Origin of the sequence: Microbacterium aurugineum, assembly GCF_023101205.1 — a bacterium.
GTDB lineage: Bacteria > Actinomycetota > Actinomycetes > Actinomycetales > Microbacteriaceae > Microbacterium > Microbacterium aurugineum.
The window spans coordinates 2,290,221-2,302,594 of sequence record NZ_CP078078.1; the positions used below are offsets into that span (position 1 = coordinate 2,290,221).

Consider the following 12,374-nt stretch of genomic DNA (forward strand, 5'->3'; position numbering starts at 1 on the left):
ATGCCCCGGCCGCGACGGCCGGGGCATCTCTCGTCTGGGGGTCGGTCCGGCTGCCGGACGACCTATCCCTGGCGTCCGCGACGGATGCGTGTGATCCAGATCGCGAGATCGATCAGCGCGTCCACGACGAGCAGGACGCCGAACGACCTGCCGCCTCCGCGCGTCCGTGAGGTCAGCCACATTCCGGCCGAGAACTCCGCCAGTGCCAGCGCGATCCCGACCACCGGCCGCCGCCGAATCGCGTCTCCGAGGCGTGCGAGGGGTCGGTCCCGACGGGTCAGAGCCGTGAACTCTCCAACGCCGGCGATGGCCGTCTCCCGCACCGTCGCCCACGGCCCCAGAGGCAGGAACCGTCGGTTCGGACGCGCAGTCTGACCGCCGAACGCCGCGTCGATCAAGTCGGGCGCGATCCCGAACGCTGCCAGGAACGCACGCTGACGAGCTTCGGTACCGACCACTCCCCCCAGCGACTCCGGCATCAGCGCGCGATGGGCCGCATCCACATCGAGCCGCACCATCGCGGCGAGCTCGAGGAGTTCATCACGGCTTCCGTCCCCCTCAGCGAGCAGCCGTCGGCAGATCTCCGCCGTCTCGGGGATACGGATGGCTTCGATGTCGAGAACGGGTCGGGTGCCGCGCTCGGCATCGATCCAGAACGGGATCGGGCCTCCCTTCGGTGGCGTCACTTCGATCCAGGCGTCGGAGTCGACGCGGTTCAGCTCGATCACGGGCAGCTCCGCCCGGGAGGTGGTCCAATCGCCCGTCGGCTCCGAGGTCTCGAACTGCTGGAGAGACCATTCCCCGGACTCCTGGTGATCCACCACCATCCGACGAATCGACGAGAGCAGGCGCGCGACGGCGGGACCCCGATGCGAGAAGGCGCAGACCTGCACGGTGGGGAGGGTGAAGGTCGAGGTGTCCGAGTCGAGCTCCTCGTCTTCCAGATCTTCCTCGTCTTCCACGACTTCGGCGTCGTCGGCGTCTTCGGCGTCGAATCCGTCGTCGTCAGGATCGGTGCCGTCCTCCAGCCAGAGCGTGAGCCCCTGAGATCGGAAGGCCTCGCGCAGGTCGACGACAGAGAGCGTCGACGCGATCCGGTCCTCCTCGGTGAGCGTCAGCACATGCCCATCGTCGGTCACCGGGATCGCGAGCAGGGCGGCGGAATCATCATCCCACTCGTCCTCCGCATCCCGCACGCCCGCGGGGACACGCAGACCGGCCAGGATGTCGTGCGCGAGCGACCGAGGGTCGGAGCCATCGCCGCGATCGACGGACGCAGAAGAGATGTGGACGCCGAAGCTGTTCTGAAGCATCCTTCGACAGTACCGGGGCGTCGGCCGCCGCTATGGCCCGACCGACGTGAGGTAGGCCGTGAACGCCGGGTCGCTCATCATCGGGACGGCGATGCACATCGAGACGATGATCCCCGTCACGATCGCACCCACGATCGGCAGCCACCACGCGAGACGCCCGCGACGCAGGCGACGAATGGAGAGTGCAGCTGTGATCGCCCACCCGACGGCCAGGACGATCGCACCGATCGTGCCCCACGTGCGTCCCTGCGCGAAGTTCGTGAACTCCCCGTCGATGCCGAGGATCCTCATGGTCTCGTTCATCACGTTCGGAAGGTCGAGATACGACAGCCCCGTGACGATGACGTTCACCAAGCCGTACGCGAGAAGCGCGATCGTCACGAGCCGATCCACGGGGCGCCGACGCGTGGTCGAGCCATCACCCGGTGCCGGGGACGCAGCGGCGGCGGTCGGTGCGACGGAAGGCGTCGGCGGCGCGACGGCGACCTCGTCCAGCGGCGGCAAGCCGGCGGCTCGGCGCTGCTCCTCCGGCGTTGCGAGTTCGCCGTACTGCGGACGTTGATCGGTCATCCCGCCATGCTAACCGTCCCGGCTTCGCACGGCTCACAGCGAAGCGGCCGGACAGCGTGACACCGCATCACGCCCGGATACGATAGCGGCCCCGGAGAAGTGGGGACTCCTCGGGGCCGCGGACGTGAAGCGCTGGGGACGCATCTCATCCATAGTGACCGCCTGCGCTGGGGACGCTCGGACGATCAGTAGCGATCTCGTATGGCGCTACTCCCCTGATCATAGGAAAACGCATGCCGCGGCACCAGGGGTCTCTGTTCAGATAGTGAACTCCGGGCCTGCATCGCCATCGAGAGAAGCGGCGCCGAGCTGCAGGGACAGTCGCCGCGCCTCGCGCTGCAGCGTCGTGACCAGCGCGCGGTCGACCACGGCGCGGTCCGTGGGCAGGGAGATCGCCAAGGAGGCGGTGACCCCGGGCGCGATCACCGGCACGGCCACACACGTCGCGCCGATCGCGTACTCCTCCTGATCCACCGTCCACCCCGGGGAGTGCTCCAGCTGCGTCAAGAGGGTCCGGCGATCGCTGATCGTGCGCGGTGTGAGCTCCTCCAGGCGATGTCGCGAGAGGTAGTCGAGCCTCTCGTCATCCGGGAGGTCCGCGAGGATCTGCTTGCCCAGCGCCGTCGCGTGGGCACTGGACTGCAACCCCACCCACAGCTCGACGCGCGGGTTGCGGATCGCATCGACGATGTCGACGAGGTGCATCTCACCGTCGTGGAAACGGGAGAGGTAGGCGGTGGCTCCCACGACCTCCGTCACGTCGCGAAGAGCCGCCCGGACGCGCGCGAGGAAGACTCCCCGCGAATCGACCTGCTGCTGGAAGGCGGGGAATCGCGCACCGAGCACGAGCCCGTCCGGTTCGGCGTTCAGATAGCCCTCATGGACCAGGGTGCGCACGAGGTTGTAGGTCGTGCCCGGCGTCAGCCCCGTGATCGCCGCGAGCATCTTGGCAGGCAGCGGACGGGGAGAGTTCGCGACGATGTCGATCAACCGCAGAGCGCGCTGCACCGACCCGATGAGGGTGGGCTCCGCCTCCGCGGCGCTCAACGCTACGCGCCTCCTCCAGCTGCGCGACCGCCGAGCGCCCGCTCGTCGCGTTTCCCCGCGGCATCCTGACGCAGCTCCTTGGGGAGGGAGAACATCAGATCCTCTTCGGCCGTCTTCACCTCTTCGACGTCACGGTAGCCGGCGTCGCCGATCGCGTCGAGGACTTCGCGCACGAGCACCTCGGGGACGGACGCCCCGCTGGTCACCCCGATGGTCTCGACACCGTCGAGCCACTCCTGCTGGATCTCCTCGGCGTAGTCCACCCGGTACGCGGCCTTGGCACCGTATTCGAGGGCCACCTCGACCAGGCGCACGCTGTTGGACGAGTTGGACGACCCGACGACGATCACCAGGTCGGCGCCCGCAGCGACCTTCTTGATGGCCACCTGGCGGTTCTGCGTGGCGTAGCAGATGTCATCGGACGGCGGATTGTGCAGTTCGGGGAAGCGCGTGCGCAGACGGTTGACCGTCTCCATGGTCTCGTCGACCGAGAGAGTGGTCTGCGAGAGCCAGACGACCTTGTTCGGATCCTTCACGACAACCGTGTCGGCCTCTTCGGGAGAGTTCACGACCGTGACGTGCTCGGGAGCCTCTCCCGCCGTACCTTCGACCTCTTCGTGCCCGTCGTGGCCGATGAGCAGGATCTCGAAATCGTCCCGCGCGAAGCGCACGGCCTCCCGGTGCACCTTGGTGACCAGGGGGCAGGTGGCGTCGATCGCGTGCAGGCCGCGGTCGGATGCTGCGTTCACGACCGCCGGGGAGACACCGTGGGCGCTGAACACGACGTGTGCGCCCTCGGGGACCTCGTCGACCTCTTCGACGAAGATCGCACCCTTCTCCTCGAGTTCCGTCACCACGTGGATGTTGTGCACGATCTGCTTGCGCACGTACACAGGCGCTCCGTAGCGCTCCAGCGCCTTCTCGACGGCCACCACGGCGCGGTCGACACCGGCGCAATAGCCGCGCGGTGCGGCGAGCAGGACCCGCTTGCGTCCGACCACCGGGTTATCCTGAAGCCGCCCGGCCGCCGCCCGCGCTCGAGGGAGACGGGGAATGGGAAGATGAACGGCAGTCGAAGTCACCCCTGAATTCTACCGCCGCACAGCTGTGCGGGGCCGGGGAGACTCCAGACGGGAGCGGGAGCGGATGACAGTCTTCGAAGCGACGACGGGACAGGGAGAGACTCCGCCCGCCGACTCCGTCGCCCCGCGCGACTCCACGGCCGACGCCCCCACCTCGGTCACCCGCCTCAACTCGACCATCCGCGACTTCATCGCGCGCTGGAACACGGTCTGGGTCGAAGGGGAGATCACCTCCTGGAATGTGCGTGCCGGCAACGTCTTCGCACGCCTGAAGGACACCCGATCCGACGCCCAGATCTCGATCCGCGTGTGGTCGAGCGTTCGCGGGCGCATCCCTTCCGACCTCGGCATCGGCGATCACGTCGTGGCTGCGGTGAAAGCCGACTACTTCGTCAAGGCAGGAGACTTCAGCTTCACGGTCTCGGCGATGAAGCACGTGGGCCTGGGCGATCAGCTCGAACGCCTCGAGAAGCTCCGTGTCCAGCTGCGCCAGGAGGGCCTGTTCGACCCCGCCCGCAAGCAGCGCCTGCCCTTCCTCCCCCACGTCATCGGGCTGATCACGGGTGAGCGGTCGGACGCCGAGAAGGACGTGCACCGCAACGCCGAGCTCCGCTGGCCCCAGGTCCGGTTCCGGACCGAGTACGCCGCGGTCCAGGGCGACCGATGCGTGCCGGACACCCTCGCCGCGCTCGCACGGCTCGACGCCGACCCGGACGTCGACGTGATCATCATCGCCCGGGGCGGCGGCGACCCGCAGACCCTCCTCGGCTTCAGCGACGAGCGACTCATCCGCGCCGTCGCCGCTGCGTCCACCCCGGTCGTCAGCGCGATCGGACACGAGAACGACCATCCCCTGCTCGACGACGTCGCCGACCTGCGCGCATCGACGCCGACCGATGCGGCGAAACGCGTCGTGCCGGACGTGGGTGAACAACGTGCCCTCATCGCCCAGCTGCGCTCGCGCGCGACGACGCGCCTCACCCAGCGCCTCTCGCACGACATCGCGCAGCTGGAGCAGCTCCGCTCGCGCCCTGTCCTGCGCTCCCCCGATCCGATCATCGACGCCCGCTCCCAAGAGCTGTGGCTGCTGCTCTCGCGCGGGCGCGACACCGTGACCCGGGAGATCGATTCCGCCGGTCGGCGGACCGGGGAGCTGCGTGCCTCCCTCCGCGCGCTCTCCCCCGCGGCCACGCTCGCGCGCGGCTACGCGATCGCGCACCTGGACGGCGGCGTGATTCTGCGCGACGCCGCCGATGCCCCGGCAGGCAGCGCCCTCACGATCACCGTCGATCGCGGCTCCGTCGCTGCGCGTTCGGAGGGCGAGATCCCGGAGTCCCCCTGAGCCGGAGCGCCACGCCGCACGACGTAGGATGGAGGAGTGAGCGCCCTCAACGACACCCCCGTGGACACGCTGTCGTTCGAGGCAGCCCGTGACGAGCTCGTCAAGGTCGTCGCCGAACTCGAACAGGGGTCGCCGACCCTCGAGCACTCGCTCGCGCTCTGGGAGCGTGGCGAGGCGCTGGCCGCCCGGTGCGAGGAATGGCTCCTGGGCGCGAAGCGCCGTCTGGAAGAAGCCAGGGCCGCATCATCCACCACCGAGACCTCGGGCGCGGAGTCATGAGCAAGCAGACCAAGCAGCCGCCCATCATCGCGGAGCTGGGTCGTCCGGAGACGCCGGACGAGACCGCAGCGCGCAAGGCCGCCTCCAGCAAGGCGTATCGCTCGAGTCAGACGTTCCGGAACCTCATCGCAGCTCTCCTCGTGACGGTCGCCGTGGTCGCCGTGATCATCTTCGCCGTCCCCCGCGGGGAGCCGGTCGAGCCCGAGCCGATCGACGTCGCCGGCATCGCCGCGGGTGTGGAATCCACGATGGACAGCCCCGTGCTGGTTCCCGAGCTGGGCGACTTCTGGCGGGCGAACAGCGCGAAGCTGCTCGGCGGCGCCACCGTCGTCTGGGAGGTCACGCTGGCCCCGTCCGCCGATGACGAACGCGGGTTCATCAAGGTCGCTCAGGCCTTCGACGCCGATGCGTCCTGGGCTCCGCAGCGCCTGAACGGCATCGCCCCCACGGACACGGTCCGCATCGGCGGCCTCGAGTGGGACGTCTACGAGCCGGGCAACGCCGATTCGAACGCCAACGTCACCTACGCGATCGGCACCCAGGCCGGCGACGACTACATCCTGCTCTACGGCTCGCGCTCGCCCGATTCCACGGCAGAGCTCGCGGAGTCGCTGATCCCACAGATCCGTTCACTCTCGGAGGCCTCATGACGCACCCCTTGACTCCTTCCGCAGCCTGGCAGCAGATGCTGGACGGCAACCGTCGATTCGTCGCGGACGAGCCCCGGCACCCGAACCAGGACGTGGTACGGCGCAAGGATCTCGCCGCGGCGCAGCACCCCGTGGCGACCCTCTTCGGCTGCTCGGATTCCCGCCTTGCGGCCGAGATCATCTTCGACCTCGGTCTCGGTGACCTGTTCGTCGTGCGCAACGCCGGTCAGGTCATGGGCGAGTCGATCGTCGCGAGCCTCGAGTACGCGGTCGCCGTGCTCGAGGTTCCGCTGATCGTGGTCCTCGCGCACGATTCGTGCGGAGCGGTCCGCGCCGCGATCGACGGGACGGCGATCGATGCCGCTCCCCTCCCGCCGCACATCTGGAAGCTCGTCGCGCCGATCGTGCCCGCCGCGCGGAAGGTCCTCGCAGAGAGCGGCGGCGGCACGGTCGCCGACATCGACTCGGAGCTCGTCGGACGCGAGCATCTCCGCAACACCGTGAACGACCTGCTGCAGTCCTCCGAGATCATCAGCAACGCCGTCGCCGAAGGTCGTCTCGGCCTCGTCGGCGCGAACTACCGTCTGGCCGAGGGCACCGCGACGCCGGTGATCACGGTCGGCATCGACACCGAGGGGAACAGCCCCGTGACCAAGGAGGGTTCGGAATGACCGACAACGACCAGCGCAGCGGCGAGAGCTCGCAGGGCTACCGGATCGAGCACGACACCATGGGTGAGGTGCGGGTGCCCGTCAACGCGCTCTACGGGGCGCAGACGCAGCGGGCCGTGGAGAACTTCCCGATCTCGGGCAAGGGTCTGGAGTCGACGCAGATCGCCGCGCTCGCCCGGATCAAGAAGGCCGCCGCCCTTGCCAACAAGGAGCTGGGCACGCTCGACGGTGCCATCGCCGACGCGATCGCCCAGGCTGCCGACCAGGTGGCTTCGGGTGCCCACGACGGTGAGTTCCCGGTCGACACCTACCAGACCGGTTCCGGCACCTCGTCGAACATGAACATGAACGAGGTGCTGGCGACTCTCGCGACCCGCATCCTCGGTGCGACCGTGCACCCCAACGACCACGTGAACGCTTCCCAGTCGTCGAACGACGTGTTCCCGACCTCGGTGCACATCGCCGTGACCCAGGCGCTCATCGACACGCTCATCCCCGCGCTCGACCACCTCGCCGTCGCACTGGAGGCGAAGGCGGAGCTGTGGAAGGACGCCGTCAAGTCCGGCCGCACGCACCTCATGGATGCGACGCCTGTGACCCTCGGCCAGGAGTTCGGCGGCTACGCCCGCCAGGTGCGCCTCGGCATCGAGCGCGTGCAGTCCGCCCTCCCCCGCGTCGCCGAGGTTCCCCTGGGCGGCACGGCTGTCGGCACCGGCATCAACACCCCGCTCGGCTTCCCGCAGAAGGTCATCGCGCTGCTCGCGTCCGAGACGGAGTTGCCGATCACCGAGGCGAAGGACCACTTCGAGGCACAGGCCAACCGCGATGGTCTGGTCGAGGCGTCCGGCGCACTGCGCACGATCGCCGTCTCGCTGACGAAGATCAACAACGACCTCCGCTGGATGGGCTCCGGCCCCAACACGGGTCTCGGCGAACTGCACATCCCCGACCTGCAGCCCGGCTCCTCGATCATGCCCGGCAAGGTCAACCCCGTGGTCCCCGAGGCCGTCCTCATGGTGTGCGCCCGAGTGATCGGCAACGACGCGACCGTGGCCTGGGCCGGGGCCTCCGGGTCTTTCGAGCTCAACGTCGCGATCCCGGTCATGGGCACGGCGGTGCTCGAGTCCATCCGCCTGCTCTCGAACGCCTCCCGGGTGCTCGCCGACAAGACCATCGACGGTCTGCAGGCGAACGTCGAGCGTGCCGCCGCCTTCGCCGGCATGAGCCCGTCGATCGTGACCCCCCTCAACAAGCTCATCGGCTACGAGGCGGCGGCGAAGATCGCCAAGCACTCGGTCGCGAAGGGCATCACGGTGCGCGACGCCGTGATCGATCTCGGCTACGTCGAGCGAGGCGACCTCACCCTCGAGCAGCTCGACGAGAAGCTCGACCTCCTCTCGATGACCCACCCGGGCTGATCCGAGCGTTTTCCGGATGCCGCGAGGACACGTTCCTCGCGGCATCCGTGGTTTGCGGACACCGTTTCGGGCTTCTGCTCCGGGGCTCCGGCCCTCCGTCCCTGGTTCCGGTACGGGTGCATGAGCCGCCGTCACATGCATGAGCATCCGGCGCTGCTGGCCATGCATCTGCTCGCACCTCATGCAGGTGAGCGGAATTCACGCCCGCGCTCGCGCCAAGGCAGCCAGAACCGCGGCCGCGACCACGTCCCACGAGTGCAGGATCATCGCATAGTCGAAACGGAGCGTCTCGAAGCCGAGGTCGGAGGCCCTCGCGTCTCTTAAGAGATCTCGATGACGGTGCGCGGATCCGGCGTGGTTCTCGCGGCCGTCCGCTTCGAGGATGACCCGGCCCTCGATCACGAAGTCCACCCGCCCCACGCCGGTGATGGCGACCTGGACATGCACCTCGATGCCCATCAGGTGGAGCCGCAGCCGCACCAGGGACTCCAGACCGCTCTCGGCATCGGGGCGCGCGAAATCGACGAGCCAACGCGCTGTCAGTGGGAGCCGGGCGCGGATGCTCGCTCGCGCGGCAGCACTCAACATCCTCTTGTTCCACGCCGACTCGTACGCGGCGAAGAAGAACTCTGCTCCGTAGCAGGTGAAGGCGTGCACCAGCGCCACGTCGATCGGAGCGACGCCGAGATCCATACGACCGGGGGTGAAGTGTGCGATGCAACCGCATGACGGCGGGTGATGTCGCCGACCGCCGACCCCCATCCAGACATGCACCTGAGTCGGCTCCTCCAGCGTCCACACCTCTCTCGCACGCAGCGCACTCCCGCAGGTGAGGGCACCGCCGTGAGCCGCCGCCGTGATCGCCTGGTCGGACGCCTCTCCCGACGCGAACACTCCCGGTCGCACGCGGCTTATGCGGCCTGATCTGCACTCCGCGGAGAGCCGTGAACGCGAACACCCGAATCCCTGGAGCGTGGTTCCGCGCGCGACTTCCCCGAGGTGCTTGAGGATGAACACAACGTCGATCATCGTGTCATCCTCACTCCGGCGGACGACGCCTCTCGTCCACCATCCCGAGGGCGGTGGGACGCGGCGCGAGGTCGGCGACTGTGCAGGAGAGGACTCCGCGGAAGCACGAGCTCTTCGAGAGCTCAGATGCCGGAGGACCGCACACCCGCATGACCTCACTCAGGCGAACAGTCATGCATCCGGAAATCCGTCATGCAACCGTCCCGCCCCCGCCCGCGCACGGTCCCCGGACACACGACAGCGGATGCCGCGGGGCAGTCCGCGCGGCATCCGCTGTCGCCCGTCGTCAGCTGAGCTCTCCACCCTCCAGGAGCTCGGTGACGAGGGCTGCGATCGCTGAACGCTCGGAGCGTGTCAGGGTCACATGCCCGAAGAGGTCATGTCCCTTCAGCGTCTCGATCACGCTGGCGATGCCGTCGTGCCGGCCGACACGGAGGTTGTCGCGCTGGCCCACATCGTGGGTGAGGATGACTCGCGAGTTCTGGCCCATCCGACTCAGCACCGTGAGGAGGACGTTGCGTTCGAGCGACTGCGCTTCATCGACGATCACGAATGCGTCGTGAAGGGAACGACCGCGGATGTGGGTGAGCGGCAGCACCTCCAGCAATCCGCGTTCGATGACCTCTTCGATGACGTTGCCGGAGACGACCGAGCCGAGCGTGTCGAACACCGCCTGCCCCCACGGCCCCATCTTCTCGCCCTGGTCCCCGGGGAGGTAGCCGAGCTCTTGCCCGCCCACAGCGAACAGTGGCCGGAACACGATGATCTTCTTCTGCTGCTGCCTCTCCAGCACCGCTTCGAGACCCGCGCACAGCGCGAGTGCCGATTTGCCGGTACCGGCCCGACCGCCGAGGGAGACGATGCCGACTTCCTGGTCGAGGAGCAGGTCGATCGCGATCCGCTGTTCGGCCGAGCGACCGTGCATCCCGAAGATGTCGCGATCGCCGCGCACCAGTCGGTATTCGCCGTCCCCGGTGACGCGTCCGAGCGCGGAGCCGCGTTCGGAGTGGATGATCAGGCCCGTGTTGACCGGAAGGCCCCGCGCCTCCTCGCTGATGCCGACCTCGCTCTCGTACAGGTCGCTGATGTCGTCGCCGGAGAGGTCGAGCGTCGAGATGCCGGTCCAGCCGGAGTCCACGGCCTGCTCGGCGAGGTACTCCTCGGCGCGCAGCCCCAGCGACGCCGCCTTCACGCGCATCGGGAGGTCCTTGGAGACGATCGTGACGTCCTGCCCGTCCTGCGCGAGGTGCATGGCGACGGACAGGATCCGCGTGTCGTTGTCGCTGAGCCGGATGCCTGCCGGGAGGACCGAGGAGTCGGTGTTCGCGAGCTCCACGCGAAGCGTGCCCCCTTCACCGACCTCGACCGGGAAGTCCAGTCGCCCGTGCTCGATGCGCAGGTCGTCGAGGTGTCGCAGCGCCTGGCGTGCGAAGTAGCCGATCTCCGGGTCGTGACGCTTGCCCTCGAGCTCTGTGATCACGACGACTGGAAGGACGACCGAGTGCTCGGCGAACCGGAAGAACGCCTGCGGATCACTCAGCAGGACCGAGGTGTCGAGGACATACGTCCGCAGATCCTGATCAGGCTCCGCGGATGATGCGCGTCTCGTCGTCTTACGGGTGGACTGCTGCGCGGTGCTGGTGGCCTGCTGCGCTGTACGTGTGGTCACGACCCACTCCCGACCCGGGGAATCCCGGCTATTCGAACGAGTCGACCAGGGGGTCACGAGTCGTCAACCTGAGGCCGACCCGACCGGGCGCCTTGCCCGATGCCTAGAACGTACGACCGCGAGGCGCGTACCCGACACCGACACGCCAGTGGATTTCGTTACGTGCTGGTGAACGTCTCGTTGCCGAATGCGTGCAACGCCTCATCGAGGAGCTCGAAAGTGGCCGCATCGGTTCCCGCGTGCGGCGCGAGACGCACCGAGGAGCCGCGTGCCGTCACCACGAGACCCGCGTTCGCGAGAGCAGCGGCGAGACGCGCCGGTTCGTCCGGCTCGAGGGCGACGATGCCCGCCCGCTCTCCCCGCTCCCGCGGCGAGCTCACCTCGATGCCGTGACGATCGGCGATCTCGATCACGGTGTCGACGTGCTCGGCGAGACGCGCCTCGATCGCGGCCACGCCGGCATCCCGCACATCGCGGACACCGATCGCGAGTCGGCCGGCGGCGAGCGTGTCCGGTTGGCTGACCGTGTACGCCCGCGCCGATGCCGCCGGCGCCGGAAGCTCGTCGACGAACAATCCGGTCGCGGTGGTCCCGGTGATCCCGGAGAGCACGGGCGTGATCCGCTCCCGTGCTCGCGGCGCGAACCACGCGAAGGCACTGCCCCGCCCGGCGCGCAGCCACTTGTAGCCGTGGCCCACCACGACATCGGCCGGGCCGTAGTCGACGTCCATGATGCCGAAGGACTGGACGGCATCGACGATGAGCAGGCGATCGGGGCCGATGAGCTCACGAAGTGCCGCGAGATCGACCCGATAGCCCGTACGGAAGTCGACGTGGCTCACGGCGAGCGCGACCACGTCGTCGTCCAGCGCCTCGGCGACAGCGTCGGTGGTCACGCGTCCGTCTGCGGGGGTGATCCATCGCGGCGTCACGGCGCGGTCCGACGCCGATGCGGCCCGCTCCACGGTGAGACTGACACTGGGGAACTCCGCCGTACTCGCGATGACGGCGCCCTTGAGCCCGTACAGGGCGTGCATGAGCCCGTGGGTCGACGAGGGCTGGAGCGTGACGTCGTCCGCCTCGCCGCCGAGGAGTTCTGCGACGAGCTCCTGTGCCTGGCCGATCCGTTCGGCGACGAGCGACAGCGAAGACGGGCGTCCGCTGCCGAGAAGGTCGGCGTCGGCGAAGACCTCTTCGCGCACGGAGGGCGACAGCGGGCCGAAGGCGGCCCAGTTCAGATAGCCGGACTCATTGTCGAAGGTGTCGACGTAGTCCTGGAAAGTGGTCACTGCGTCATTGTGGCA

At 68.5% G+C, this 12,374-nt stretch carries 12 protein-coding genes; 5 read left to right on the forward strand and 7 right to left on the reverse strand.

Annotated elements, in window-relative coordinates:
* Positions 1-62: 62 nt before the first annotated feature.
* From KV397_RS11095 to KV397_RS11110, 4 genes are all read right to left on the reverse strand, one after another.
* Complete coding sequence (locus tag KV397_RS11095) at positions 63-1,313, reverse strand: hypothetical protein (protein WP_261811279.1); 1,251 nt, start codon at positions 1,311-1,313, stop codon at positions 63-65.
* Between the two features lie 30 nt (positions 1,314-1,343).
* Positions 1,344-1,883 carry a DUF6264 family protein gene (locus KV397_RS11100; protein WP_261811280.1) on the reverse strand — a complete coding sequence of 180 codons (540 nt, stop codon included), beginning with the start codon at positions 1,881-1,883 and terminating at the stop codon, positions 1,344-1,346.
* 258 nt (positions 1,884-2,141) lie between these two features.
* Entirely contained in the window at positions 2,142-2,930 is a 789-nt protein-coding gene (locus KV397_RS11105; protein WP_131491861.1) for an IclR family transcriptional regulator, read from the reverse strand.
* A 2-nt stretch (positions 2,931-2,932) separates the two neighbouring features.
* On the reverse strand, positions 2,933-3,985 hold the full coding sequence (locus KV397_RS11110; RefSeq protein ID WP_315972142.1) for a 4-hydroxy-3-methylbut-2-enyl diphosphate reductase: 1,053 nt from the start codon (positions 3,983-3,985) through the stop codon (positions 2,933-2,935).
* 91 nt (positions 3,986-4,076) lie between these two features.
* On the opposite strand from KV397_RS11110, the gene xseA reads away from it, so the two are divergent.
* From xseA to KV397_RS11135, 5 genes are read left to right on the forward strand one after another with little or no spacing between them, the layout of a single operon-like run.
* Positions 4,077-5,354, forward strand: a complete 1,278-nt coding sequence (gene xseA / locus KV397_RS11115; protein WP_131491860.1) for an exodeoxyribonuclease VII large subunit — start codon at positions 4,077-4,079, stop codon at positions 5,352-5,354.
* A gap of 36 nt (positions 5,355-5,390) precedes the next feature.
* Positions 5,391-5,633, forward strand: coding sequence for an exodeoxyribonuclease VII small subunit (locus tag KV397_RS11120; RefSeq protein WP_047523214.1), 243 nt, complete (start codon positions 5,391-5,393; stop codon positions 5,631-5,633).
* The gene (locus KV397_RS11125; protein WP_261811282.1) at positions 5,630-6,283 is read left to right on the forward strand and encodes a DUF4245 domain-containing protein; all 654 of its coding nucleotides are present in this window, start codon (positions 5,630-5,632) and stop codon (positions 6,281-6,283) included. Before KV397_RS11120 ends, KV397_RS11125 begins: the two co-directional genes overlap by 4 nt.
* Positions 6,280-6,954 (forward strand): carbonic anhydrase, encoded by a 675-nt coding sequence (locus tag KV397_RS11130; RefSeq protein ID WP_047523212.1) that lies wholly within the window; start codon positions 6,280-6,282, stop codon positions 6,952-6,954. Before KV397_RS11125 ends, KV397_RS11130 begins: the two co-directional genes overlap by 4 nt.
* Positions 6,951-8,372 carry a class II fumarate hydratase gene (locus KV397_RS11135; protein WP_047523211.1) on the forward strand — a complete coding sequence of 474 codons (1,422 nt, stop codon included), beginning with the start codon at positions 6,951-6,953 and terminating at the stop codon, positions 8,370-8,372. The genes KV397_RS11130 and KV397_RS11135 overlap by 4 nt, the downstream gene beginning before the upstream one ends.
* Positions 8,373-8,570: 198 nt before the next feature.
* Here the strand turns inward: KV397_RS11135 and KV397_RS11140 are convergent, their stop codons facing one another.
* From KV397_RS11140 to KV397_RS11150, 3 genes are all read right to left on the reverse strand, one after another.
* Positions 8,571-9,401, reverse strand: a complete 831-nt coding sequence (locus KV397_RS11140; protein ID WP_261811283.1) for an endonuclease domain-containing protein — start codon at positions 9,399-9,401, stop codon at positions 8,571-8,573.
* Between the two features lie 286 nt (positions 9,402-9,687).
* Positions 9,688-11,070 carry a PhoH family protein gene (locus tag KV397_RS11145; protein WP_131493506.1) on the reverse strand — a complete coding sequence of 461 codons (1,383 nt, stop codon included), beginning with the start codon at positions 11,068-11,070 and terminating at the stop codon, positions 9,688-9,690.
* A 158-nt stretch (positions 11,071-11,228) separates the two neighbouring features.
* On the reverse strand, positions 11,229-12,359 hold the full coding sequence (locus tag KV397_RS11150; protein ID WP_261811284.1) for an aminotransferase class V-fold PLP-dependent enzyme: 1,131 nt from the start codon (positions 12,357-12,359) through the stop codon (positions 11,229-11,231).
* Positions 12,360-12,374 lie beyond the last annotated feature (15 nt).